The sequence below is a fragment of the Kitasatospora sp. MAP12-44 genome, assembly GCF_029892095.1.
In the GTDB taxonomy this organism is placed as follows: Bacteria; Actinomycetota; Actinomycetes; order Streptomycetales; family Streptomycetaceae; genus Kitasatospora.
The window spans coordinates 2,195,213-2,220,749 of sequence record NZ_JARZAE010000004.1; the positions used below are offsets into that span (position 1 = coordinate 2,195,213).

At 71.2% G+C, this 25,537-nt stretch carries 23 protein-coding genes; 13 read left to right on the top strand and 10 right to left on the bottom strand.

All coding sequences use genetic code 11. The features are described 5' to 3' along the window. Positions 1-8: 8 nt before the first annotated feature. From P3T34_RS10370 to P3T34_RS10380, 3 genes are all read right to left on the bottom strand, one after another. On the bottom strand, positions 9-1,526 hold the full coding sequence (locus P3T34_RS10370; RefSeq protein WP_280665730.1) for an AlkA N-terminal domain-containing protein: 1,518 nt from the start codon (positions 1,524-1,526) through the stop codon (positions 9-11). A 93-nt stretch (positions 1,527-1,619) separates the two neighbouring features. Beyond that, positions 1,620-2,720 carry a ribosome small subunit-dependent GTPase A gene (rsgA, locus tag P3T34_RS10375; protein ID WP_280665731.1) on the bottom strand — a complete coding sequence of 367 codons (1,101 nt, stop codon included), beginning with the start codon at positions 2,718-2,720 and terminating at the stop codon, positions 1,620-1,622. A 272-nt stretch (positions 2,721-2,992) separates the two neighbouring features. Continuing rightward, positions 2,993-4,414 (bottom strand): YihY/virulence factor BrkB family protein, encoded by a 1,422-nt coding sequence (locus tag P3T34_RS10380; RefSeq protein WP_280665732.1) that lies wholly within the window; start codon positions 4,412-4,414, stop codon positions 2,993-2,995. Between the two features lie 161 nt (positions 4,415-4,575). Here P3T34_RS10380 and P3T34_RS39895 point away from each other — a divergent pair, with 161 nt between their 5' ends. From P3T34_RS39895 to P3T34_RS10430, 11 genes are all read left to right on the top strand, one after another. Then, positions 4,576-4,659: a putative leader peptide gene (locus tag P3T34_RS39895; RefSeq protein WP_310593185.1), complete on the top strand. Its 84-nt coding sequence runs from the start codon at positions 4,576-4,578 to the stop codon at positions 4,657-4,659. Positions 4,660-4,843: 184 nt separating this feature from the next. Next, the gene (locus P3T34_RS10385) at positions 4,844-6,568 is read left to right on the top strand and encodes a nitrite/sulfite reductase (RefSeq protein WP_280665733.1); all 1,725 of its coding nucleotides are present in this window, start codon (positions 4,844-4,846) and stop codon (positions 6,566-6,568) included. Further along, positions 6,565-6,744: a hypothetical protein gene (locus P3T34_RS10390; protein WP_280665734.1), complete on the top strand. Its 180-nt coding sequence runs from the start codon at positions 6,565-6,567 to the stop codon at positions 6,742-6,744. Before P3T34_RS10385 ends, P3T34_RS10390 begins: the two co-directional genes overlap by 4 nt. Next, positions 6,728-7,426 (top strand): phosphoadenylyl-sulfate reductase, encoded by a 699-nt coding sequence (locus P3T34_RS10395; protein ID WP_280665735.1) that lies wholly within the window; start codon positions 6,728-6,730, stop codon positions 7,424-7,426. Before P3T34_RS10390 ends, P3T34_RS10395 begins: the two co-directional genes overlap by 17 nt. Positions 7,427-7,482: 56 nt before the next feature. Next, on the top strand, positions 7,483-8,064 hold the full coding sequence (cysC, locus tag P3T34_RS10400; RefSeq protein ID WP_280671940.1) for an adenylyl-sulfate kinase: 582 nt from the start codon (positions 7,483-7,485) through the stop codon (positions 8,062-8,064). Then, positions 8,061-9,002, top strand: a complete 942-nt coding sequence (cysD, locus tag P3T34_RS10405) for a sulfate adenylyltransferase subunit CysD (RefSeq protein ID WP_280665736.1) — start codon at positions 8,061-8,063, stop codon at positions 9,000-9,002. Before cysC ends, cysD begins: the two co-directional genes overlap by 4 nt. A gap of 2 nt (positions 9,003-9,004) precedes the next feature. Continuing rightward, positions 9,005-10,321: a GTP-binding protein gene (locus P3T34_RS10410; protein WP_280665737.1), complete on the top strand. Its 1,317-nt coding sequence runs from the start codon at positions 9,005-9,007 to the stop codon at positions 10,319-10,321. 210 nt (positions 10,322-10,531) lie between these two features. Then, positions 10,532-11,683, top strand: coding sequence for an aliphatic sulfonate ABC transporter substrate-binding protein (locus P3T34_RS10415; protein ID WP_280665738.1), 1,152 nt, complete (start codon positions 10,532-10,534; stop codon positions 11,681-11,683). 151 nt (positions 11,684-11,834) lie between these two features. Then, positions 11,835-12,647, top strand: a complete 813-nt coding sequence (locus P3T34_RS10420) for an ABC transporter ATP-binding protein (RefSeq protein WP_280665739.1) — start codon at positions 11,835-11,837, stop codon at positions 12,645-12,647. Then, positions 12,634-13,527 (top strand): ABC transporter permease, encoded by an 894-nt coding sequence (locus P3T34_RS10425; RefSeq protein ID WP_280665740.1) that lies wholly within the window; start codon positions 12,634-12,636, stop codon positions 13,525-13,527. The genes P3T34_RS10420 and P3T34_RS10425 overlap by 14 nt, the downstream gene beginning before the upstream one ends. A 3-nt stretch (positions 13,528-13,530) precedes the next feature. After that, on the top strand, positions 13,531-14,274 hold the full coding sequence (locus tag P3T34_RS10430) for a CbiX/SirB N-terminal domain-containing protein (RefSeq protein ID WP_280665741.1): 744 nt from the start codon (positions 13,531-13,533) through the stop codon (positions 14,272-14,274). A gap of 18 nt (positions 14,275-14,292) precedes the next feature. Here the strand turns inward: P3T34_RS10430 and P3T34_RS10435 are convergent, their stop codons facing one another. Both P3T34_RS10435 and tnpA read right to left on the bottom strand, forming a co-directional pair. Next, entirely contained in the window at positions 14,293-14,880 is a 588-nt protein-coding gene (locus P3T34_RS10435; protein ID WP_280665742.1) for a 1,4-alpha-glucan branching protein, read from the bottom strand. Positions 14,881-14,986: 106 nt separating this feature from the next. After that, positions 14,987-15,415, bottom strand: coding sequence for an IS200/IS605 family transposase (gene tnpA / locus P3T34_RS10440; protein ID WP_280665743.1), 429 nt, complete (start codon positions 15,413-15,415; stop codon positions 14,987-14,989). Between the two features lie 89 nt (positions 15,416-15,504). On the opposite strand from tnpA, the gene P3T34_RS10445 reads away from it, so the two are divergent. Continuing rightward, positions 15,505-16,698 (top strand): transposase, encoded by a 1,194-nt coding sequence (locus tag P3T34_RS10445; RefSeq protein ID WP_280665744.1) that lies wholly within the window; start codon positions 15,505-15,507, stop codon positions 16,696-16,698. Between the two features lie 120 nt (positions 16,699-16,818). Here P3T34_RS10445 and P3T34_RS10450 read toward each other — a convergent pair whose 3' ends face one another. From P3T34_RS10450 to P3T34_RS10470, 5 genes are all read right to left on the bottom strand, one after another. Then, positions 16,819-17,292: a hypothetical protein gene (locus P3T34_RS10450; protein ID WP_280665745.1), complete on the bottom strand. Its 474-nt coding sequence runs from the start codon at positions 17,290-17,292 to the stop codon at positions 16,819-16,821. A 161-nt stretch (positions 17,293-17,453) separates the two neighbouring features. Continuing rightward, positions 17,454-17,954, bottom strand: a complete 501-nt coding sequence (locus tag P3T34_RS10455) for an NUDIX domain-containing protein (protein ID WP_280665746.1) — start codon at positions 17,952-17,954, stop codon at positions 17,454-17,456. A gap of 108 nt (positions 17,955-18,062) precedes the next feature. Further along, complete coding sequence (locus tag P3T34_RS10460; RefSeq protein ID WP_280665747.1) at positions 18,063-19,775, bottom strand: DEAD/DEAH box helicase; 1,713 nt, start codon at positions 19,773-19,775, stop codon at positions 18,063-18,065. Positions 19,776-19,936: 161 nt separating this feature from the next. After that, on the bottom strand, positions 19,937-20,140 hold the full coding sequence (locus P3T34_RS10465) for a cold-shock protein (RefSeq protein ID WP_035805324.1): 204 nt from the start codon (positions 20,138-20,140) through the stop codon (positions 19,937-19,939). A 285-nt stretch (positions 20,141-20,425) separates the two neighbouring features. Then, the gene (locus P3T34_RS10470; RefSeq protein ID WP_280665748.1) at positions 20,426-22,765 is read right to left on the bottom strand and encodes an MMPL family transporter; all 2,340 of its coding nucleotides are present in this window, start codon (positions 22,763-22,765) and stop codon (positions 20,426-20,428) included. 511 nt (positions 22,766-23,276) lie between these two features. Between P3T34_RS10470 and P3T34_RS10475 the strand changes: the two genes are divergently transcribed. Beyond that, positions 23,277-25,481 carry an MMPL family transporter gene (locus P3T34_RS10475; protein ID WP_280671942.1) on the top strand — a complete coding sequence of 735 codons (2,205 nt, stop codon included), beginning with the start codon at positions 23,277-23,279 and terminating at the stop codon, positions 25,479-25,481. Positions 25,482-25,537: the final 56 nt, after the last annotated feature.

Here is a 25,537-nt window from a genome sequence, read left to right on the forward strand (position 1 = left end):
GGGCGAGGTCAGGCCGACACCTGCGACACCTGCGACGCCTGCGCCCACAACTGGTGCACGGCGTACGAGCGCCAGGGCGCCCAGCCGACCGCGATCCGCGCCGCCGACTTCGGGTCGCCCGCCAGGCCCAGCCGCAGCAGACCGTGCCGCACCCCGGCGTCGCCGGGCAGGAAGACGTCCGGGTCGGCCATCGCCCGCATCCGCAGGTAGCTCACCGTCCACGGTCCGATGCCGCGCAACGCGAGCAGCCGGGCGGCGGCGTCCTCGCGGTCCACGCCCGCGTCCAGCCGGACCGTGCCGTCCGCGAGGGCCGCGCAGAGTCCGCGCAGCGCCTGCTGCCGGGAGACCGGCATCGCCAGGTCGGCCGGGTCGGCCTCGGCCAGCGACCGCGCCGTCGGGAAGAGCAGGCTGAGCCCGCCGCTCGGCTCCGGCAGCGGCACGCCGTAGCGGGCCGCGAGCCGTCCGGCCAGCGTACGGGCGGCCGCGATGGTGACCTGCTGGCCGAGCACCGCGCGAACGGCCAGCTCGTGCGGATCGACGTGCCCGGGCGAGCGCAGCCCGGGCCTGGCGGCGACCGCCGCACCGAGCACCGGGTCGGCGCCCAGCTGCTCGGCGACCGTCCCCGGGTCGGCGTCCAGGTCGAAGAGGGCCCGCAGCCGGTGCACAGCGGTGGTGAGGTCGCGCAGGTCGGCCAGCCGCAGCCGGCAGTCCAGCCAGCCACGCTCCGCCGGGACCCCAGTCCCGAGCGAGTCCACCTCGGCGATGCCGTGCCCGTGCGGCAGCGCGAGCGTGCGCCGGTAGGTCCGAACCCCTAGACCTGCCGTCTCACTTGCTGGGACGACCTCCTCAACCCCCGGGACGGCACGCAGCTCCAGGAAGTCCATCAGGTGCTCGCTGTCGATCGGCCCCCGGTAGGCCAGCCGCAGGCCGAGTGTGCCCGCCGGAGCCGTCGCGCTGTGCGCACCGCGGCCGGTCTCCTCCCGCAGGCCGCTCGGCGTGCGGTCGTAGACCGCGCGGACGGTGTCGTTGAACTGGCGCACCGAGGCGAAGCCGGCCGCGAACGCCACGTCGGTCACCGGCAGCCCGGTCGTCTGCAGCAACAGCCTTGCAGCCTGCGCGCGTTGGGCGCGCGCCAGGGCGATCGGGCCGGCCCCGAGCTCGGCGGTCAGCTGGCGCTGCAACTGGCGCGCGCTGTAGCCGAGCCGCTCGGCGAGCCCGGCCACGCCCTCGCGGTCCACCACTCCGTCGCCGATCAGCCGCATCGCGCGGCCGACCAGGTCGGCGCGGTGGTTCCACTCGGGCGAGCCGGGCACCGAGTCCGGGCGGCAGCGCCGGCAGGCCCGGAACCCGGCGCCCTGCGCGGCGGCGGCCGTGGGATAGAAGGTGCAGTTGACGCGCTTGGGCGTCACGGCCGGACAGCTCGGCCGGCAGTAGATGCCGGTGCTGGTCACCGCCGTGAAGAAGACGCCGTCAAAGCGGGCGTCCCGGCTGTCCACGGCCCGGTAGCGGGTCTCGTCGTCGATCACGCAACCCAGTCTGCGCCACCGACCGGCCCGGGACTGGCGGATATCGGACACCACCCTGCCGCCCCGGGCCGCAACGGTCTTTGCCGGGCGGCCTCACGGCCGGACCCGCCCCCGGACCTCCTTGGCGCGGGTCTTCCACACCTTGGCCCGCTCACTGGCGAGCCGGGCGTCGGTCCGCGAGGCGATCCACTCGTTCTCGCGCTGGAGCTTGAGGTAGCTCTCCATCCGGCGCTCGGGCAGCGAACCGTCCGCGAGTGCGGCCAGCACGGCGCAGCCGGGCTCCGCGCGGTGCGAGCAGTCGTGGAAGCGGCAGTCGGCGGCCAAGTCCTCGATGTCGGAGAAGGCCAGCGCCAGGCCCTCGCCGCCGTAGAGGCCGACCTCGCGCAGACCGGGCGTGTCGATCAGCACGCCGCCGCCGGGCAGCGCGAACAGCTCGCGCGTGGTGGTGGTGTGCCGACCCTTCTGGTCACTGCTGCGGGTCTGCTGGACCGTCATCGCCTCGCTGCCGGTCAGCGCGTTGGTGAGGGTGGACTTGCCCGCGCCGGACTGGCCGATCAGCGCCGTGGTCCCGGGCGTGCAGGCGCGCAGCACGTCCAGGCCCTCGCCGGTCTCGGCGCTGACGACCAGCACGGTGGCGCCCGGCGCCGCCCGCTCGACGTCCTCGCGGATGAAGTCGGCGTCGTCGACCAGGTCGGCCTTGGTCAGCACGACCAGCGGCTGCGCACCGCTCTCCCAGGCCAGGGCCAGGAAGCGCTCGATCCGGCCGATGTCCGGGTCGCCGGCCAGTGAGACCGCGATCAGGACGGTGTCGACGTTGGCGGCCAGCACCTGGCCGTCCGAGCGCGCGCCGGCGCCCTTGCGGATGATCGCGGTGCCGCGTGGCAGCAGCGCCGCGACCGCGGGCATCGGGGTGGCCGCAAGGTCGACGGCCGCCCAGTCCCCGGTGCAGGGGTTGTCGATGGTCTCCGCGCTGCCGACCGGCCGGGTATCGGCGCGGATGGTGCGCGGTTCGCCGCTGTCGGGGTCGATGACGACCACGTCGGCCTGCCCGCGGTCGACTCGGGCGAGCCGGCCGGGGGTGAGCCCCGCCTCAGCGAGGGGGGCGAAGAGCTCGTCGAGCTCGGGAGTCCAGCCGTAGCCGGACAGCGAAGAAGACGTCGAAGTTGAAGCGGTGTCAGAAGCAGCGTTGAACAACGCGGTGGGCCCTTCGGGAGGAAAAGCGATTCCCGGGGGGCTGAGCGGAACGTCAGCCGGCGGCCGGGAGGGTGAGGGGGGTGAGGGTGCTGCCCTGGGCAGCCGTGACGACGGTGACAGCCACGAGGCTCACCTCCCGTTTCTTCTCCCGAGCCGTGTTCAACGGCCCTGACGTCGTGGTCGCGTGGGGCGACCGCGCACACCGGTGCTCGGTGCGCGATCCGCAGCCTATGACAGCGGCTCCCGACCGCGCACCCCTATTTTTTTCTCCTTTACGGCCCGTCCCACGGGGGCCGCGGCGGGTAGCTGGGCAGCGAGGAGTCCACCGGCCCCAGTCCGCCGGGGAAGCGGCCGTCCGAACCCCAGGGCTCCGCCGGGCGCTCGACAGGCGCGTCCGGCGCGGGCGTACCCGGCGCGGGAGCGCCCGGCCCCGGGAACGGGCGCGCGGCGTGGTGCGGCGAGGGGCGCGGGCCGGGCCGGTCGCTGTCCGGCGGGGGCGGCGGCGTCCGGCGGCGGCGGGCGCCCCGCGCGGCGCCGAGCCGCCCGCGCACATTGGTCGGCGGCAGGAAGTCGGCCCAGCGCTCGGGGTACTCGGACGGCACCTCGTCGTCCTCGTCCTCGTCCTCCTCCTCGACGCCCTCGGCGAGCCCCAACGCGCGTGCCATCATGGCCCGTTCGGCGGCCCGTCGGGCCCCGGCCTCGCGGACCAGCAGCTCGGCGGCGTGCTCGCTGGCCCGCTCGTTCTCGGCCCGGGCGTCGGCGGTCTCCACGCTGGGCCAGCGGCGGTCTATGGCAGCGTTCATGGCGGCGCCGATCAGCACCGCGATCGCCACCACGAAGATCCAGAGCAGCACCGCGATGGGCGCCGCCAACTTGCCGTAGACGGTCGGGCCCTCGACCGAGTGGATCAGGTAGACCCGCAGCACCACGCTGCAGATCACCAGCACCCCCAGCGCCACCAGAGCGCCCGGCAGGTCCTCGCGCCAGGGCGTGCTGGCGGGCACGGCCAGGTGGTAGAGCGTGGTCAGAAAGACCACCAGCAGCAGGATCGCCACCGGCCAGTAGAGCGCGCTCACCACCCCGGCGATGTTCGGCACCGCCGCCACCACCAGCCCGGGCCCGGCCACCAGCAGCGGCAGCACCAGCGAGCCGATCGCCAGCGCGCCGAGGTAGAGGCCCAGCGACATGGACCGGGTCTTGACGATGCCGCGCTTGCCGTCCAACCCGTACATCACGGTGATCGTGTCGATGAAGATGTAGAGCGCGCGGGAGCCGGACCAGAGCGCGAACACGAAACCGATCGAGATCAGGTCGGGCCGGCCGTTCTCGAAGACGCTGTTCAGCAGCGGCTTGACGATCTGGTCGATCGAGGACGACGAGAGCACCGTGCCAGCCGCCGTGATGATGTCCTGCTGGAGCTTCAGGATGGTGCCGGCGCCGAGCAGGTCGTCCAGGTAGCCGAGTGTGCCGGCCAGGCAGAGCAGCAGCGGCGGGATCGACAGCAGGGTGAAGAACGCGGCCTCCGCGGCGAGCCCGGTGACCCGGTACTCGACGCAGGTGTTGGCGGTGTCCTTGATCAGCGCCCACACCGTGCCGCGCCAGCTGGACCGTCTGCTCGCCCGCCGCGCGCCCTTGCCGCGCCGTCGGGACGGGCGGTCCGCGTCCGCTCTGCTGGTCTCACCTGATGGCTGCACAGCGCTAACGGTATCGGGCGGCCCGACCCCCCTGATCGCACCGGCCCGTTCAGGTCGCCACAGCCAGGCCACCTTCGCCGCAGTCTCGATATTCGAAACAAAGATGTCCGGATTCTGGACGTTGGTGGACCGCGCCTCGTTCGGCGTGCGAATCTCTTGCCATGCCGAGCGCCGGAACCACCCTAGTTGGTCGACTTCACGTCGATCTCCTTCGCGTGTCCAGCGCCATCTGTCCGGTGACCTGAGCCTTATCCCGCCGCCGCCACCGCACTGGCGCCACTCAGTCACCCATCGCGCGCAACCGATGGGCAGGCGCCCACCGGCCGAGGTCACTGCTTCCCACATCCTGTCGAAGATCCGCAGGTCACAGCAGCGACGAGCCCGGGAATGCCCCGAACCTGGCAAAGCCACCTGCCCGAAGGACGACACATGCCCACCACTTCCGACCCGGCCGAGCACCAGCCAGCCGACGCCGCAAAGCGTCCGGCTGCCGCCGCCCGCAAGGTGTCCCGCCACCGCGGCGAGGGCCAGTGGGGCATGGGTCACTACACCCCGCTGAACGCCAACGAGCAGTTCAAGAAGGACGACGACGGTCTCAACGTGCGGACACGCATTGAGACGATCTACGCCCTGCAGGGCTTCGACTCGATCGACCCCTCCGACCTGCGCGGCCGGATGCGCTGGTGGGGTCTGTACACCCAGCGCAAGGAAGGCATCGACGGCGGCAAGACCGCGATCCTGGACCCGCACGAGCTGGACGCCGAGTACTTCATGCTCCGGGTCCGGATCGACGGCGGCCGGCTCACCGTCGCCCAGCTGAAGGCGATCGCCGAGGTCTCCGAGCTGTACGGGCGCGGCACCGCCGACCTGACCGACCGCCAGAACATCCAGTACCACTGGATCCGGATCGAGGACATGCCCGCGATCTGGCAGAAGCTGGAGGCCGTCGGCCTGTCCACCACCGAGGCCTGCGGTGACACCCCGCGGGTGATCCTCGGCTCGCCGGTGGCCGGCGTCGCCGAGGACGAGATCATCGACGGCACCCCCGCCATCGAGGAGATCCAGCGGCGCTTCATCGGCAACCCGGACTTCTCCAACCTGCCGCGCAAGTTCAAGTCGGCGGTCTCCGGCTCCCCGCAGCTGGACGTCGCACACGAGATCAACGACATCGCCTTCGTCGGCGTCAACCACCCCGAGCACGGCCCGGGCTTCGACCTCTGGGTCGGCGGCGGGCTCTCCACCAACCCCAAGCTGGGTGTGCGACTGGGCGCCTGGGTCCCACTGGACGAGGTCGCGGACGTCTACGGCGGCGTGATCGGCATCTTCCGCGACTACGGCTACCGCCGGCTGCGCAACCGCGCGCGGTTGAAGTTCCTGGTCGCTGACTGGGGCGTGGAGAAGTTCCGCCAGGTCCTCCAGGAGGAGTACCTCAAGTACGACCTGATCGACGGCCCCGCCCCCGAGCAGCCCGTCGGCGTCTGGCGCGACCACGTCGGCGTGCACCGGCAGAAGGACGGCCGCTTCTACGTCGGCTTCGCCCCGCGGGTCGGCCGGGTGCACGGCAAGCTGCTCGGCCAGGTCGCCGAGCTGGCCGCCGCGCACGGCTCCGACCGGCTGCGCACCACCGCCGAGCAGAAGATGCTGGTGCTCGACATCGCCGAGGACCAGGTCGCGTCGCTGGTGGCCGGCCTGGAGGAGCTGGACCTGCGGGTCACCCCGTCCCCGTTCCGGCGCGGCACGATGGCCTGCACCGGCATCGAGTACTGCAAGCTCGCCATCGTCGAGACCAAGGAGCGCGGGCGCACCCTGATCGACGAGCTGGAGGCGCGGCTGCCCGACTTCGCCGAGCCGCTCACCATCAACATCAACGGCTGCCCCAACGCCTGCGCCCGTATCCAGGTGGCGGACATCGGTCTCAAGGGCCAGCTGGTCAGCGACGAGAACGGCGAGCAGGTGGAGGGCTACCAGGTCCACCTGGGCGGCGCGCTCGGCCTGGAGGCCGGCTTCGGCCGCAAGGTCCGCGGCCTCAAGGTCACCAGCGCCGGCCTGCCGGACTACGTCGAGCGCCTGCTCGGCCGCTTCCAGGCCGACCGTCAGGAAGGCGAGCGGTTCGCCCAGTGGACCGCCCGGGCCAGCGAGGAGCAGCTCTCATGAGTGAGCGCGCGGCACCCTTCTACTGCCCGTACTGCGGCGACGAGGACCTGCGCCCCTCCGAGAGCGGCGGGCACGGTGCCTGGGAGTGCGCGTCCTGCCGACGGGCCTTCCAGCTGAAGTTCCTCGGCCTGCTGTCGACCCCGAACGGGGGAACCCGCGATGACCAGCGCAGTTGACCTGGAGTCGGTGGCCATCGCGGCCGGCCGCGAGCTGGAGGAGGCCTCCGCGCAGGAGGTGCTGCGCTGGGCCGCCGAGACCTTCGGCAAGCGGTTCTGCGTCACCTCCTCGATGGAGGACGCGGTCGTCGCCCACCTGGCGTCCACCGCGCTGCCCGGCGTGGACGTGGTCTTCCTGGACACCGGCTACCACTTCCCGGAGACCATCGGCACCCGGGACGCGGTCGCCGCGACCATGCCGCTCAACGTCATCACACTGACCCCGCTGCAGAGCGTGGCCGAGCAGGACGCCCAGTACGGCGCCGCCCTGCACGACCGCGACCCCGACCTGTGCTGCTCGCTGCGCAAGGTCGAGCCGCTGCAGCGCGGCCTGTCGGCGTACGACGCGTGGGCCACCGGGCTGCGCCGCGACGAGTCGCCGAGCCGGGCGAACACCCCGGTGGTGGCCTGGGACGCCAAGCGCCGCAAGGTCAAGATCGCCCCGATCGCCCGCTGGACGCAGGACGACGTGGACGCGTACGTCAACGCCAACGGGGTGCTGCTCAACCCGCTGCTGTGGGAGGGGTACACCTCCGTCGGCTGCGCGCCGCTCTCCTGCACCCGCAAGCCGGGGGACGGCGAGCAGGGCCGGTCCGGCCGCTGGGCCGGATCGGGCAAGACCGAGTGCGGCATCCACCTCTAGTCAGACCATCTCTAGTCAGACCGTTGGGAGCGTACAAAGTGACGACAGCCGACACCCTGGCCGCCGGGGACGCCGCAGAGGCGGCCCGCGCGGCCGACCCCTGCGGGCGCGGTGCCACCGTGTGGCTGACCGGGCTGCCCAGCGCGGGCAAGACCACCCTCGCCTTCGCCCTGGCCGACCGGCTGCGTGCCGAGGGCCACCGGGTGGAGGTCCTGGACGGCGACGAGATCCGCGAGTTCCTCTCCAAGGGGCTCGGGTTCAGCAAGGAGGACCGGCACACCAACGTGACCAGGATCGGCTTCGTCGCCGAGCGGCTGGCCTCGCACGGTGTGAAGGTGCTCGCCCCCGTGATCGCCCCCTACGCCGACTCCCGGGCCGCCGTCCGCGCCCAACACGCCAAGAACGGCACCGAGTTCCTGGAGATCCACGTCGCCACCCCGGTGGACGTCTGCTCCGAGCGCGACGTCAAGGGCCTCTACGCCAAGCAGGCAGCCGGCGAGATCGCCAACCTGACCGGCGTCGACGACCCGTACGAGGCTCCCGAGAACCCCGATCTGCGGATCCTGACGCACACCCAGTCGGTCGCCGAGTCCGCCGCCGACCTGCACGCCCTTCTGACGAACAGGGGTTTGGCATGACGACCGCGACCACCCAGGCGCCGCTGACCGGCAGCGGCAACGCGTTCACGCTCTCCCACCTGGACGCCCTCGAGGCCGAGTCGGTGCACATCTTCCGCGAGGTGGCGGGCGAGTTCGAGCGCCCGGTGATCCTCTTCTCGGGCGGCAAGGACTCGATCGTCATGCTGCACCTGGCACTGAAGGCCTTCTGGCCGGCGCAGGTGCCCTTCGAGCTGCTGCACGTGGACACCGGCCACAACTTCCCCGAGGTCATCGAGTACCGCGACCGCACCGTCGAGAAGCACAACCTGCGCCTGCACGTCGCGCACGTGCAGGACTTCATCGACGACGGCCGGCTGCGCGAGCGCCCCGACGGCACCCGCAACCCGCTGCAGACCGTGCCGCTGCTGGACGCCATCGAGAAGGGCAAGTTCGACGCCGTCTTCGGCGGCGGCCGCCGCGACGAGGAGAAGGCCCGCGCCAAGGAGCGCGTCTTCTCCCTGCGCGACGAGTTCGGCGCCTGGGACCCGCGCCGCCAGCGCCCCGAGCTGTGGTCGCTCTACAACGGCAAGCACGCGGTGGGCGAGCACGTCCGGGTCTTCCCGCTCTCCAACTGGACCGAGCTGGACGTCTGGCAGTACATCGAGCGCGAGAACATCGAACTCCCGCAGATCTACTACGCCCACGAGCGCGACGTCTTCGCCCGCGACGGCATGTGGCTGACCGCCGGCGAGTGGGGCGGCCCCAAGGAGACCGAGACCGTGCAGCGGCGCCTGATCCGCTACCGCACGGTGGGCGACATGTCCTGCACCGGCGCCGTCGACTCCGACGCCGCCACCATCGGCGACGTGATCACCGAGATCGCCGCCAGCCGCCTCACCGAACGCGGGGCCACCCGAGCCGACGACAAGATGTCCGAGGCCGCCATGGAAGACCGCAAGCGCGAGGGGTACTTCTAACCATGAGCACCACCATCGAGACCACCTCGCTGCTGCGCTTCGCCACCGCCGGCTCCGTCGACGACGGCAAGTCCACCCTGGTCGGCCGCCTGCTGCACGACTCCAAGTCCGTGCTGTCCGACCAGCTGGAGGCCGTCGAGCACGCCTCGCGCAAGCGCGGCCAGGACGTCCCGGACCTGGCGCTGCTCACCGACGGCCTGCGCGCCGAGCGCGAGCAGGGCATCACCATCGACGTCGCCTACCGCTACTTCGCCACCCCCAAGCGGCGGTTCATCCTCGCCGACACCCCCGGTCACGTGCAGTACACCCGCAACATGGTCACCGGCGCCTCCACCGCCGAGCTGGCCGTGGTGCTGGTCGACGCCCGCAACGGCGTCGTCGAGCAGACCCGCCGGCACGCCGCCGTCGCCGCGCTGCTGCGCGTGCCGCACGTCGTACTGGCCGTCAACAAGATGGACCTGACCGACTACGCCGAGCCCGTCTTCGCGGCCATCGCCGCCGAGTTCACCGCCTACGCGGCCTCGCTCGGCATCGGCGACATCACCGCGATCCCGATCTCGGCACTGGCCGGCGACAACGTCGTCGAGCCCTCCGCCCACATGGACTGGTACGGCGGCCCGACCCTGCTGGAGCACCTGGAGACGGTGCAGGTGGCCGGCGCCTCGGGCGACGAACCGGCCCGCTTCCCGGTCCAGTACGTGATCCGCCCGCAGTCCGGTGAGTTCCGCGACTACCGGGGCTACGCGGGCCAGTTGGCCTCCGGCGTGCTGCGCACCGGCGACACCGTCACCGTGCTGCCCTCGGGGCGGACCACCACGGTGGCGGGCATCGACGTGCTCGGCAGCGACACCGGCATCGCCTTCGCCCCGCAGTCGGTCACCGTCCGCCTCAGCGAGGACATCGACATCTCACGCGGCGACCTGATCGCCTCGGGCCCGGTGGCCCCGGCCACCAAAGACATCGAGGCCACCGTCTGCCACCTGCACGAGCGGCCGCTGCGCGCCGGCGACAAGGTGCTGCTCAAGCACACCACCCGCACGGTGCGCGCGCTGGTCAAGGAGATCTCCTACCGGATCGACATCGACAGCCTCGAACAGCGCACCGGCTCCCAGGAGTTGAACGTCAACGACATCGGCCACGTGGTGCTGCGCACCGCCGAGCCGCTGGCGCTGGACGACTACACCGCCAACCGCCGCACCGGCTCGTTCCTGCTGATCGACCCGGCCGACGGCACCACGCTCACCGCCGGTATGGCCGGCGGGACGCTGGGCACCGCCGTGGCGGCGATCCCCGACGCGTTCGAGGAGGACTGGGTCTGATGTCCGGCGAGGCGTTCTCCGGCATGGACAAGGAAGGCGGCCGCATCGGCAGCGGCGTCCTGGGCAGCGGCCAGGGCGGCATGACCCGATGTGCGTGCGGACAGGGCGTCTGACGACCTGTCACCGGACCCGCCGTCTTCCACAGACGGTGCCCGGCTTGCAGCACCAACGACCACCACCCCAGCCCGCTCCCGCAGAGGACGACCTCCCATGGCATCCACCCAGGCATCCACGCATACGCCCACCCGCCCCGGCGCCGGTCGGGCCAGACGGTCGCTGATCGCCGCGGCCGCCGGCCTGACCGCCGTCGCCCTGCTGAGCGCGTGCAGCGGTTACGGCTCCAAGAGCGGCGACCAGGCGAGCGGCATCCCGGCCGCCAACCCCTCGGGCACCAAGCTCTCCACGGACAGCGTCAAGATCGGCTACTTCGCCAACCTGACCCACGGCACCGCCCTGGTCGGCCTCCAGGAGGGCCTGTTCCAGAAGGAGTTGGGCGCCACCCAGATCAAGCCGCAGGTCTTCAACGCCGGCCCGGCGGAGATCGAGGCGCTGAACGCCGGCTCGATCGACATCGGCTGGGTGGGCCCCTCGCCCGCGATCAACGGCTATGTGCAGTCGCAGGGCCAGGACCTGAAGATCATCGGCGGCTCGGCCTCCGGCGGCGTCAAGCTGGTGGTCAACCCGGCGAAGATCACCTCGCTGGACGACCTCAAGGGCAAGAAGATCGCCACCCCGCAGCTGGGCAACACCCAGGACGTGGCACTGCTCAACTACCTTGCGGGGAAGGGCTTCAAGGAGGACCCCCAGTCCGGCAAGGGCGATGTCTCGGTGATCCGCACCGACAACAAGGTCACCCCGGACGCCTACACCTCCGGCGCCATCGACGGCGCCTGGGTGCCCGAGCCCACCGCCTCCGCGCTGGTGGCCAAGGGAGCCAAGGTGCTGCTCGACGAGAGCGACCTCTGGCCCAACAAGCAGTTCGTGATCACCAACCTCGTCGTCTCGCAGAAGTTCCTGACCGCCCACCCGGACGTGGTGGAGGCCGTGCTGCGCGGCTCGGTGAACACCAACGCGTTCATCAAGGCCAACCCGGCCAAGGCCGAGCAGGACGCCAACGACGCCATCAAGGCGGCCGGCGGCAGCTCGCTGCCCCCGGCGGTGCTCGACCCCGCGTGGGCCGGCATCCAGTTCCTGGACGACCCGCTGGCCGGCACCCTGCAGGCCGAGGCCGACCACGCGGTCACCGCCGGGCTGCTGAAGAAGCCGAACATCTCCGGAATCTACGACCTCACCCTGCTCAACAAGGTGCTCAAGGCGGCCGGCCAACCGGCCGTCTCCGCCGACGGGCTCGGCACCTCCTGATCCGCGGCCCCCGCGCCGTTCCACCCCGGTAGCTCCGGTGGTCCACCCCCGCTCCGTCCCGGTCGATGCCCAATCCAAGGGACCGGGCGGGGGCGGACCCCCGGCCCCCCTTCAGCTTTCTCGCCACACACACGCCAGGAGGTGCCCGCACATGAGCACGGCACTGACCGACTCGACGCCCGCCGACGTCCCTGCTCCCGCTGACGCGTCCACCGATGCGCCCGCCGTACGGATCTCGCACGTGCACAAGTCCTTCGGCCGTCCCGGCACCGCCAACCCGGTGCTCGACGACATCACCCTCGACGTCGCCCCGGGCGAGTTCCTCTGCCTGCTCGGCGCCTCCGGCTGCGGCAAGTCCACCCTGCTCAACCTCGTCGCCGGGCTGGACAAGCCCACCGCCGGCGAGATCGAGGTGCCCTCCGGGCGCCCCGCGCTGATGTTCCAGGAGCACGCGCTCTTCCCGTGGCTGACGGCCGGCCGCAACATCGAGCTGGCGCTGCGGCTGAACGGCGTCGCCCGCGCCGAGCGCCGCCCCGAGGCCGAGCGCCTGCTGGAGCTGGTGCGCCTGGGCGGCTCGTACGGCAAGCGGGTGCACGAGCTCTCCGGCGGCATGCGCCAGCGCGTCGCGATGGCCCGCGCGCTCGCCCAGGGCAGCCGGGTGCTGCTGATGGACGAGCCGTTCGCCGCGCTGGACGCGATCACCCGCGACGTGCTGCACGACGAGATCACCCGGATCTGGGCCGAGCGCAAGCTCACCGTCCTGTTCGTCACGCACAACGTGCGCGAGGCGGTGCGGCTCGCGCAGCGCGTCGTGCTGCTCTCCTCGCGGCCCGGCCGGGTCGCCCGCGAGTGGCAGATCGACCTGCCGCAGCCGCGTCGCATCGAGTCGGCCGGCGTGGCCGACCTGTCCGTCGAGATCACCGAAGAACTGCGTGGGGAGATCCGCCGCCATGGCCAGCACTGAGACCGCCGCCGCGCCTCCCCGCAACGACCTCACCGGAGTCGAGGCCGGCCTGGACGCCCTGGACTCCGTGCAGATCCAGCGCGCCCCGATCGGCCAGCTGCTGCGCCAGAAGGCGCTGCCGCCGCTGATCGGCGTGCTGCTGGTGCTCGGCGTCTGGCAGCTCACGTACAGCCTGCACGTCACCGCCTCCTACAACCTGCCCAGCCCGGCGAACGTCTGGAGCAGCCTGAACGACCTGTGGACCGCCGGGACGCTCTTCTCGATCATCTGGACCAGCCTGTGGCGCGGCATCGTCGGCTTCGTCGCCGCGGTCGCCATCGGCACCCCGATCGGCCTGCTGGTCGCCCGGGTCAAGCCGGTGCGCGCGGCGATCGGCCCGATCCTGCAGGGCCTGCAGTCGCTGCCCTCGGTCGCCTGGGTGCCGGCCGCGGTGATCTGGCTGGGCATCAACGACTCGATGATGTACGCGGTGATCCTGCTGGGCGCGGTGCCCTCGATCGCCAACGGCCTGGTGGCCGGCATCGACCAGGTGCCGCCGCTCTTCCTGCGCGCCGGACGCACCCTGGGCGCCAGCGGCATCTCCAACGCGCGGCACATCCTGCTGCCCGCCGCCCTGCCCGGCTACCTGGCCGGCCTCAAGCAGGGCTGGGCCTTCTCCTGGCGCTCGCTGATGGCCGCCGAACTGGTCGCCAGCTCGCCGGATCTGGGCCTGGGCCTGGGCCGCTACCTGGAGAACCAGCGGGAGGGGATGAGCATGCCCGGCGTGCTGCTCGGCATCATCCTGATCCTGCTGGTCGGTGTGGCGATCGACCTGCTGATCTTCTCGCCGATCGAACGCCGCGTGCTGCGCAGCCGCGGCCTGCTGGCCACCGGCCGCTGAGCCATGTCCCCTGTCCTCCTCCTGATCGCCCACGGCAGCCGCGACCCCCGGCACGCCGCCACGGTCGAGGCGCTGGCCTGCGAAGTCCGGCTGCTCCGACCGGAGTCGGACCTCGCCACGGCCTACCTCGACCACTGCGCGCCGCGCATCGCCCAGGTGGTGGGCCGACTGGCGGGCCGGCCGGCGGTGGCCGTCCCGCTGCTGCTCAACCGGGCCTTCCACGCCAAGCACGACATCCCCGCGGCGCTGCTGGCGGCGGGCTGCGAGCTTCCCGTGGCCGACGTGCTCGGGCCCTCACCGCTGCTGCTCGACGCGCTGGACCGCCGGCTCGCCGACGCCGGCCTGCCCGTCCACTCGGCCACCGAGCGCGCCCGGACGGGCGTGGTGCTCGCGGCGGCCGGCTCCTCCGACCCCGCCGCCGACGCCGCCACCCGGGCGCTCGCCGAACAGTGGCGCCGCACCCGCGGCTGGGCCGCCGTGGAGGTGGCCTACGCCTCGGCCGGCGGCCCGCGCGTCCCCGACGCCCTGGCCGCGCTGCGCGCCCGCGGCGCCACCCGGACGGCGGTCGCCCCCTACCTGCTGGCGCCGGGACTGCTCCCCGACCGCATCGCCGCCGCAGCCACCGACGCCGACGCCGACGTGCTGGCCCCCGTCCTCGGCGCCGCCCCCGAGCTGGCCTGCCTCCTGCTGCAGCGCTACGACGCCGCCGCTGCCGCAGCCGCTGTGGCCACCGCTGCCGCAGCCTGAACTGCCCAGTAGGCCGCGCTACTCCCGGGTCGTAGTCGCGAACACCCCGCGCGCGGGGGTTCCGTCCGGCCAGGTCCATCCGGCAACGAGGTGCCGGGGCGCCCCCTCATCGACCTCCGCCGACCTCAGGACGCGCCGGATCTCGACGTGCTGTGCGTCGTGGTGTGCGTCGTGCTCAGTGCCGTGGACGCGGACGGTCGGGTCGAGGGTGTCGCTCTCGTCCTGGTGCTGCGCCACCGCCTGCCCGCGCAGCAGGGCCCGCAACTGGGCGGTCACCACCGGGTCGTGGACACCGTCGTAAACCCACCGGGTGCCCAGTACCCCGTGCTCGCAGGTGCCGACCAGTGCCTCACGGGAGGCACCTTCGAGCGGGGCACCGCGGTAGCCCATCGGAACCAGGTAGGCCGTGTGCTCGGGGGCAGCGGTGTCGACGACGACCAGGAACTCGATCCCGACCTCGCCCTCCGGGTCGTCCAACCGGAAGCCGCCGCCCCTGACCAGCTCCGGGGCCCCGGCGTGCGCCGAATACCAGGGCTGGGACGGCAGCCACTCGGTGAGGAGTTCCCGCTTGGTCGGGGTGACAGTGGTGTTGTGGACAATGGCCATCCCCCTATCTTCGCAGGGAATCCCGGCCTTCAGGCCGGGCGGGAATGCGATCCTTGGCCCGGAGCCGCGAAGCGGCGAAGTTCGCTGCGAAGACTGGTGCGCAGCGTCAGGCGGGCCGCTTCTGGTTCTCGATGTACTCCTTCACGATGCTTAGCGGCGCGCCGCCGCAGGACCCCGCGAAGTACGAGGGTGCCCAGAACACCGAGCCCGTCCCGATGCGGTTGATCCGTCCGGTGTACTCGGCCCGCAGGTAGCGGGAGCTGACGCCCTTGAGGCTGTTGACCAGCTTGGACAGGGCGACCTTCGGCGGGTAGTGCACCAGCAGGTGGACGTGATCGCCTTCGCCGTTGAATTCCCGCAGCTCCGCACCGAAGCTCTCGCATACGTCCCGCATGATCGCCTCGCAGCGCGTCAGCATCTCGTCGTTGAAGACCTCACGTCGGCACTTGGTGACGAACACCAAGTGTGCGTGCAGGTGATAGACGACATGGTTTCCCCGGCGGATATCAGGATCTGGTTCCCAGCGTGGTGACATCCGCCAAGTTTGACAGCTGTTAAGGTGACCTGCGACCAGAAAGGGGGGTGGACCCGTTGGACACGCAGATCCGTACGTACAAGTTCCTCATGCGACCCACCGCCCGTCAGGTCCAGGCCCTCGCCGCGATGCTGGTCGACCACTGCTCGCTCTACAACGGGGCCTTGGAGGAACGGCGCGACGCCTACCGTCACGCCTCGAAAACGACGGTCAAGTACGGCCAGCAGTCGGCGCAGCTCAAAGACATTCGGGCGTTCGACCCGCAGCGCCAGGGCCGGTGGTCGTTCTCCAGCCAGCAGGCGACGCTTCGGCGTCTGGACAAGGCGTTCGCCGCGTTCTTCCGTCGGGTCAAGTCCGGCGAGAAACCCGGATACCCGCGCTTCCGGGGCGTGAACTGGTTCGACACGGTGGACTTCCCCAGGGACGGGGACGGCTGCCGGTGGGACTCGATGCCCGGTCACCCTCCCAGGGTCCGGTTCCAAGGTGTCGGGCACGTCAAGGTCAACCAGCACCGTCAGGTGGTCGGCAAGGTCAAGACCGTCTCGGTGAAGCGCGAGGGCAAGCGCTGGTACGTGGTGCTGACCGCCGAGCAGTCCAAGCCCGAACCGTTGGAACCCACCGGTTCGGTGGTCGGCATCGACCTGGGCATCGCCAATTTCCTCGCCGACTCCAACGGCGGCTTCGTTTCCAACCCGCGCTTCGGCCGGGAGAACGCCGAGGCCCTCGCGCAGGCTCAGCGGCACCTGGCCACCTTCCCCCGTGCTTGCCGGGACAAGCGCGCCAAGAAGCACCGCCGGGCCGTCGAGAAGGTCGCCGACCTGCACGGCAAGGTCCGCCGCCAACGGCTCGACCACGCGCACAAGACCGCCCTCACCCTGGTGCGCCGGCACGATCTGATCGCGCACGAGAAGCTGAGCATCAGCAACATGGTGCGGACGCCGAAGCCAAAGCCGGACCCCGCGCGGCCGGGCGGCTTCCTGCCCAATGGTGCCGCCTCGAAGGCCGGGCTGAACAAGTCGATCACAGATGCGGGTTGGGGGGTGTTCCTCGCGATCCTCACCAGCAAGGCTGCAAGCGCCGGCCGGACGATTATCGCGGTGGACCCCCGCAACACCTCCCGGACGTGCCCACAACCCGCGTGTGGCCACGTCTCCGGGGAGAACCGAACCACTCAGGCAAAGTTCCACTGCGTACGGTGTGGCCACACGGACCACGCGGACACGGTGGGTGCCATCAACGTTCTACGGGCCGGGCTGGTCCACTGCGACGCCAACCCGGCGTAACAGGAAGCCCCGTCCCCTTAGGGCGGGGAGGAGTCACGTGAGCTCTCTCCCGCGTCGGTCAGGTCTGCCTTAGGGCGGAACCGCGAGGCAACCTAGCCGATTCCGCGTCATGCTCCTTCCCTACACGACACTCCGCCCGGACGGTTGCCCGTAGTACCAGTGGCACCCCTCCGGGGCGGGCGGCAGGGTGCCGTCCACCAGCTCGGCCATGGCACGACCCAACTCGACGAGCGGCTCGGCGGCCACGTGCTCGGCGCCCCGCAGATCGACGGTCTCCCCGTCGAGGACGTCCCATTCCAAGGCTTCTGCAGCAGTGACGCCCCCGCGCGATGTCAGGCGCGTGCACGCTTCGTCGATCCATCCCAACAGCGCCGTCCGCTGCTCGGGGGTGAACTCGTCCAGCAGGATCGCGAAGGTACTCCCCACGACCGCGTTCACCCGCAGGCCCTGGACCACCTCGCCCCACCAGTCCGGACGCCGGGCCTCCGCCGTTTCCCCGGCCACCTGAACGGCTTCGGCAAGCAGCACACCCACCGCAACGTCGTAGGCCCAGATCATGGCATCGCCGAAGCAGATCGGTGTGGTCCTACTCATTCGTTCCCCCACAGCTCAGAACAGGCGCAGCCCGACCGCACTCTCCATCTCCAGGAGACTAACCCCACGCTCCGCAAGGTCGGCCCCTACGACTTCCCAGTCACACCCGGCGGGCCCACCCTCGTCGACCGCGACGCCTGGCCCTGCCACCAGTGCTGTCGCTAACGGGAGTTGGGGACGTAACCGAGGGCCACCGGGTCGATGGGCCCGCCGTCCGCCAGCCAGCTCTCCCGAACGTTGGCCAGCAGGGCCGGCAGGTGCGGCGGCCAGAGTGGGTCGGCGGCCGGGTCGGCGAGGTCTGCGGGGGTCCACCAGCGCCAGTCGAGGATGTGGTCCGTCGCGTGGGCCGCGCTCACGTCGCCGAGCGGGCCGCGGCGTGGACCCCGGCCGAGGAAGATGTGCTCGTGCTGGCGGACCGGGGTGCCGTGCCAGGTGAAGTCGTGCTCCCAGGTGCAGAGCAGCGGGCCGGGTGGGACGTCCAACCAGCCGGTCTCCTCGGCCAGTTCACGCCGCGCGGCCGCCTCGGGGCGCTCCCCCGGCTCGATCCCTCCGCCGGGCATGTTCCAGTGCACGCCGACCTCGCTGTTGTCGGACCGCAGGAGGAAGACCGCGCCGTCCGGAGCCAGGACCGCCGTTCGAGCCGCGCTTCGAGGAGTTCGCATCAGGGCACCCTGGCAGAGCGTCGCCGTCGTTGTCGAATGGGATAAAAGCGCGAGAAACGCCGAGGGCCCGCACGCCGAAGCGTGCGGGCCCTCAAGCAGAAGCGATCGTCAGCGCGCGGGACGGCGCTGGCGGCCGGTGCCGTAGTTGCCGCCGCTCTTGGAGCCGGTACCGGGGGCGGCGCCGCTGCTCGCCTTGCCGGAGAAGCCGGCCGCCTGGCGCGGCGCGCCCGAGCCGCTACCGCCACCCGCACCGGCGCCCATCCGCTGCTTGGGGCGGCGGCGGCGCGGGTTGCCGTTGGCGTCCACGTCGGTCGGGCGGGTGGAACGCGGGCCGGACGGACGGCGGTTGGCGCTCGGAGCCGGAGCGGGAGCCGCCACCACGGCCAGCGTCACGGCGACGCCGGACGGCGTACGGGCGCCGGTGATCCGGCTCAGCTCGGCGTCGCCGGGGCGCACCTTGGTGGTGACCGGGCGGATGCCCGCGGTGGACATCAGCTTCGTCATGTCGCGGCGCTGCTCGGGCAGCACCAGGGTGACCACGGTGCCCGACTCGCCGGCCCGGGCGGTACGGCCGCCGCGGTGCAGGTAGTCCTTGTGGTCGATCGGCGGGTCCACGTTGACGACCAGGTCCAGGCCGTCGATGTGGATGCCGCGGGCCGCGACGTTGGTGGCGATCAGCGCGGTGACGTTGCCGTCGCGGAACTGGTCGAGTGTGCGGTTGCGCTGCGGCTGGGACTTGCCGCCGTGCAGCGCGGCCGCCTTGACGCCGCTGGCCAGCAGCTGCTTGGCCAGCCGGTCGGCGCCGTGCTTCGTGTGCACGAACATGATCACGCGACCCTCGCGGGAGGCGACGTGCGCGGTGACGGAGGCCTTGTCGGCCGCCTCCAGGTGGAGCACGTGGTGCTCCATGGTGGTGACCGCGCCCTGCGAGGGGTCCACCGAGTGGGTGACCGGGTCGCTCAGGAAGCGCTTGACCAGCCGGTCGACGTTGCGGTCCAGGGTCGCGGAGAAGAGCATCCGCTGCCCGTTCTCCTCGACCTGCTCGAGCAGCTTGGTGACCTGCGGCAGGAAGCCCATGTCGGCCATCTGGTCGGCCTCGTCCAGGACGGTGATCGACACCTGGTCGAGCCGGACGTCCTGGCGGTTGATCAGGTCGTCGAGCCGGCCCGGGGTGGCCACCAGGATCTCGGCGCCGCGGCGCAGCGCGTTCGCCTGCCGGGTGATCGACATGCCGCCGACCACGGTGGCGATCCGCAGGTTGACGGAGGTCGCGTACGGGGTGAGCGCATCGGTGACCTGCTGGGCCAGCTCGCGGGTGGGCACCAGCACCAGGGCCAGCGGCTTGCGGGCGTCGGCCCGGCGGCCGTTGGTACGGGCCAGGACGGCGAGGCCGAAGGCGAGGGTCTTGCCGGAGCCGGTGCGGCCGCGGCCGAGCACGTCGCGCCCGGCGATCGCGTCGGGCAGCGTGGCGGACTGGATCGGGAACGGCTCGGTGACGCCCTCCCGGGTCAGCGCGCTGAGCAGTGCCTTGGGCATCTCCAGCTCGGCGAAGGTGGCCGCCGGCGGACGCGCGGGGGTGCCGACCGGGATGGCGAAGTCTGCGGGGGCCTCGGGGGTACGGCTCTGGCCGGAACCGCCGCGACCGCGGCTCTGTCCCTGGCTCTGGCCGCGCAGCCCACCGGAGCTGCGGCCGGCCCGCGACTGCGCGTCGCTGAACCCGCCCGAGCTGCTGCGGCTGCCGGAGGCACTGCCACCGGTACGGGGGCGGCCGCGGCCGGTCGAACCAGTTGAACCGGTTGAACGGCGTGCTTGATCGGTCATACGTCTAACTCCATCCTGAGCGGTCACACCAGCGGTGACGCGAGGTTTCGGCCGTCAGGAGAGTGCGCCGCCCCGGCCGTTCGGCGGCATGGGCGAAGGCCCGCACCGTGCGGTACGGGCCTTCGCTTGCGTTGTGCGTTTTCCAGCGTTATGCCGGAAAATCAGATGGCGCGAATGTTCTCGGCCTGCGGGCCCTTCTGGCCCTGCGTGACGTCGAACTCGACCTTCTGGCCCTCGAGGAGCTCGCGGAAGCCATTGGCCTGGATGTTCGAGTAGTGGGCGAACACGTCAGCGCCGCCACCATCCTGCTCGATGAAGCCGAAGCCCTTTTCGCTGTTGAACCACTTCACGGTGCCGGTAGCCATAACCGTCTCCTAAATTCTGGGGCATCGAGACCCGCACCTCGCGGGCCTCAAGTAGCCGCGATCCCCATCCGGAGATAACACCGGACAAAACAAATGCACCTGTTGGTTGGTACCAGCAGGTGCACACAAACGTTCATGGGAACCAAAACTGCAACTGAGTCGACTGTAGCACGACGACGGCCGGACTGATCGGATAATTTTCGCGGGCGGCCACCCCGCCCGCAACAGCACGGCGGGCCCGCCCCCAGGTCAACCGGGGTGCGGGCCCGCCGTACGGCAGGTGGATCAGCGGAGCCCGGCGGGCTCCACGTCGTCCTCGTAGCGGTAGTCGCCCACCGCCGTGACCGGGGCGCTGTGGCCCTCGATCGTGTTGTGGCCGGGCCACCAGGCCTTGCGGCCGAGCAGCGCGGTGAGCGCCGGAGTGAAGAACATCGCCATCACGAAGGCCGACACCGCGATGCCGAAGGCCACCGAGAAGCCGATCTCGCTGAAGAGGGTGTTCCCGGCGAAGCACATGGTCCCGAAGGTCGCCGCCAGGATGCCGCCGGCAGCTGCGACAGTCGGGCCGCCGTGCCGGATCGCGAGACTGGCCGCCTCGCGGGGGCTGTGGCCCTCCTGGGCCTCTTCCCGCAGTCGGGCGATCATCAGGATGTTGTAGTCCGTGCCGATCGCCACCACGAAGAGGTAGATGAACATCGGCAGCATGAACATGATGCCCTGCTGGCTCTGGAACTTGAGGAAGACCAGGCTGGTGGCACCCACCGTGGCTCCGAAGCCCAGGCCGACGGCCGCCATCAGGTACCAGGGCGCGACGGCACTGCGCAGCAGCAGGCCGAGGATCAGCATGATCAGCACAGCGGCGATCGGGAAGACCAACGAGTAGTCGTGGGCCATCGCGGAGTTGATGTCCTTGTAGACGGCTGTGATACCGCCGACGTACGCCTCGGAGCCCTGGGGCGCCGCGCTGTGCGCCGCGCTGCGCAGACCGCCGATGGTGTCGATCGCTGCATTGGAGGCCGGGTCGTCCTTCAGCGTGACGGTGAAGTCGGCGGTCAGCTTGTCCTTGCTCACCGTCGGCGTCGGCGCGACGGCGGCGACGCCCTTCACCTGGCTGAGCGTGTTGATGTAGCCGGGGAAGGCGGCCGGGTCGAGCGGCGTGCCATTGGTCGAGGTCAGGTAGACCTGCGAGGGGGCCGACGCTCCGGCCGAGAACTCGCTCATGACGGTGTTCTGGACGACCATCGACTCCTTGGTCTTCGGCATGGAACCGGAAGCCAGGTCAAAGGTTCCCTTGTAGCTGAACGCGCCGAGTGCGAGGACGACCAGCAGGCCGCCGGAGACCACGGCCGCCCAGCCCGGCCGGCGCTGGACGGTCCTGCCGAGCACGGCGAAGCGAGCGCCGGTGGGCTCGACTAGCCAGGGCTCGGCGAACGTCTTGCGCGGTCGGGCGGCGAAGAACTGCCGACGCACCAACCACAGCCGGCGGATCAGCGAGCCCGGCAGGTCGGAGTAGCTCGGGTTCAGTCGGAAGTGCCGCACCTTCGGGATCGAGACCACGAAGTGCGGGACCCAGCGCAGCCACATCACGGTCCGCCGGAACAGCACCCGCTCGGGGAGGAGCGAGAGCACGGCCGGCACCAGGGTGATCGAGGCCAGCGCGGTCACGAAGACCGCGATGGCCAGCTCCGGGCCGAGTGCCTTGAACATGCCGAGGCTGGAGAGGATCAGGACGCTGAAGGCCACGATGACCGCACCGGCCGCCGAGGCGATCGCCTCACCGACCCGGGCGACCGCGTTGACCACGGCGGTCTTCCGGTCGTCGCCTGCTCGCAGGCGTTCGCGGTAGCGGAACATCAGGAAGAGGAAGTAGTCCGTCCCGACACCGAAGAGCACGACGATCAGGATGGCCGAGGAGGAGCTGTCCGCATTGAGGCCGAAGGCCTTGCTGGCGTCGGCGATCAGACCGTTGGCGACCATCGAGTAGATGACGATCGAGAGGATCGGGAGCAGCGCGATGAGCGGGCTGCGGAAGATCAGGAACAGCGTCAGCAGGATGATGACGACCGTGCCCACACCGATCAGGGTGTTGGCCAGCTTGGAGGAGTCCTGCTGGTCGAGCTGCTGCGCGGCCGGGCCGCCGAGCTGGACCTTGAGGTCACTGCCGGCCGCTATCGCCTTGGCGTCGTCCCGCAGGCTCTTGGCGGTGTCCGCGGTGGGCGGGCCCTGCGGAGCGTCCTTCGTGAAGCCGATCGAGGAGATCGCGTACTTGCCGTCCTTGGAGACCGACCGGTCGCCGACCGGAAGGATGGTCTGGACGTACTTGATCTTCTTGTCGGTCAGCCCCTGGACGACCTTCTCCATGGTGGCGTGGTCGGCAGCATCCAGGTTGCCACCGTCGGTGCGCTCGAAGAGCAGCATCGCGGACGGCGTGAACGCGGCCGGGAAAGCCTTCGCCTGGAGATCCGCAGCCTGGATCGACTCGTAGTGACGCGGCAGGAACGAGCTCTCGTCCGTGTTCGCGGTCAGCGTCGGCGCGGTGGCGACGATGGCGATGGCCGCCACGATCCACGCGGCGATCACCCACCAGGCCCGACGGACGACGAATTGCCCGATTCGATGGAACATGCTTGTGATGCCTCCTGGGCATGGCTCATCGCAGCCCTGGGGGGACGGAACGCCGGGCGACGACTGTGACCCGGCTGAGGCGGCAGCGCCTTAGCCGGTCGGCAGGTAAGTGAACAACGGGAGCATCCTACGGGTTCTTACTTGCCGACCGGCAAGTGACCCCCACTGTGGCCCCCGCGACTGTTCCCCTAGGGGGCGGTCCAGCCGTCCCCTAGACCATCCTGACCTGTGGGCGTGCCAGTTGACCTCGTACTCCGGGTGGAGACCCCTCCCCCTCAGGGTGGAGTTCGCGCCGCCCCCAAGGCGGAGACAACCCTGGGGTTAACCCCACCCCCGCGCTGGGGGAAGGCCCAGGGTGGGCTCACCCGCTGGCCGGATTACCGCTCAACTCCCCCATCCCTAGTGTCTTTTACGAGGCCGGAGCACCGGTCGGCCGCACTTGCCGCGCACCCTTAGCCGCATCTCCTGGGGGAGAACTCCCGTGTCATCAAAACTGGGCCTGGCCGCCACCATGGGCGCCTGGAGCGCCCGCCATCGCAAGACGGCCGTCTTCGGCTGGCTCCTCTTCGTCGTACTCGCCGCCGTCCTCGGGGGGATGCACGGCAGCACCCAGGTCACCGACGCCGAGTCCATGCCCGGCCAGGTGGCCCGCGCCGCCCAGATCATGGACGCCGCCGGCCTCAAGAGCCCGGCCGGCGAGACCGTCCTGGTCCAGAGCGGCACCCAGACCGCGGACGCCCCGGCGTTCCGGGCCACCGTCCAGCAGGTGCTGGCCGCGGTGGACGGCAGCGGCAAGGCCACCGGCGTCCGCTCGCCCTACGACAGCGGGGCGATCTCCGCCGACCGGCACAGCGCCCTGGTGCAGTTCGCGATGACCGGCACCCAGGACGACGCCGTGCGCAACGTGCCGGCCGTGCTCGCCTCGGTGGCCAGGGTGCAACAGGCCAACCCCTCCCTCACCGTGCAGGAGTTCGGTGACGCGACGGCGAACAAGTGGAGCCAGGACCAGTTCAAGAACGACTTCGCCAGCGCCGAGTGGACGGCCGTGCCGCTCGCGCTCGGCATCCTGCTGATCGCCTTCGGCGCGCTGGTCGCCGCCGTACTACCGGTCGGCCTGGCACTGACCGCCTTCATCGCGGCCGGCGGGCTGGTCGCCCTGAGCAGCGGCTTCCTGCACACCAGCGACGACGCCAGCTCGGTGATGCTGCTGGTGGGCCTGGCCGTCGGGGTCGACTACTGCCTCTTCTACCTGCGCCGCGAGCGCGAGGAGCGAGCGGCCGGCCGGGACGCGGCGACCGCCCTGCAGATCGCCGCCGCCACCTCCGGACGGGCCGTGCTGGTCTCCGGGGTGACCGTGGTGGTCGCGATGGCGGGCATGTTCCTGACCGGGATCGGCGACTTCCAGGCGATGTCCTACGCCACCATCGTCGTGGTGATCACCGCGGTGGTCGGCTCGCTCACCGTGCTGCCCGCCCTGCTGTCGATGCTCGGCGACCGGGTCGACAAGGGCCGGGTGCCACTGCTGCACAAGCTCAAGCAGCGCGACACCGGCAACGGCGGCCGAGTCTGGAACGCCGTGCTGACCCCGGTGCTGCGCCACCCGCTCGCCGCCGCCCTGCTGGCCGGCGGCCTGCTGCTCGGCCTGGCGAGCCCGCTGGTGGGCATGCACACCGCCACCCTGACGTTCCAGCAGAACCTGCCCAAGGGCAACGCCCTGGTGCAGACCTCCAACCGGATCCAGGCCGCCTTCCCCGGCAGCCCCTCCCCCGCCACGGTGGTCGTCAAGGCCGCCGACATCAACTCCCCCGCGATGAAGCAGGCGATCGCCGACTTCGAGACCCGGGCGCTGGCCACCGGCAGGATGCACGGGCCGATCGACGTCACCGTGCATGCCGCCCAGAACGTCGCCCTGATCGACGTCCCACTCAACGGCAGCGGCAACGACGCCGCCAGCGTCGCGGCCCTGAAGACCCTGCGCACCGACGTGGTCCCGCACACCCTGCTCACCGTGCCCGGCACCGAGGCCCCGGTGACCGGCAGCACGGCCGGCTCGTACGACTTCAACCAGCAGATGACCGGCAGCCTGCTCCCGGTCTTCGGCTTCGTGGTCGCCTTCGCCTTCCTGCTGATGCTCGCCTCGTTCCGCTCCCTGGGGATCGCGGTCACCGCCGTGGTGCTCAACCTGCTGTCGGTGGGCGCCGCGTACGGAGTGCTCGCGCTGGTCTTCCAGCACGGGGTGGGCGCCTCGCTGCTGGGCACCGCCGGGGTCGGCGCGGTGGAGTCCTGGGTGCCGCTGTTCCTCTTCGTGATCCTCTTCGGGCTGAGCATGGACTACCACGTCTTCGTGGTCTCCCGGATCAAGGAGGCGCACGACCGCGGTCTGAGCACGTCGGCCGCCATCAGCCACGGCATCCGCTCGACGGCCGGGGTGGTCACCAGTGCGGCGGTCATCATGGTCGCGGTCTTCGCGGTCTTCGGGACGCTGTCGATGCAGTCCATGAAGCAGATGGGCGTGGGCCTGGCGGTCGCCGTCCTGGTGGACGCCACGGTGATCCGCGGGGTGCTGCTGCCCTCGCTGATGAGCCTGCTGGGCGAGCGCAACTGGTACCTGCCCCGCTGGCTGGGCTGGCTCCCGGACTTCTCGCACAGCGAGCCCCCGGCCCCAGCAGCCCCAGCCCCGTCCCCGGCCCACGCCGAGCAGCTGACCACCGCCTGACGCCCCCTCACAGCGACCGGCCGGGCCCCGCAACCGCGGGTCCCGGCCGGTACGTT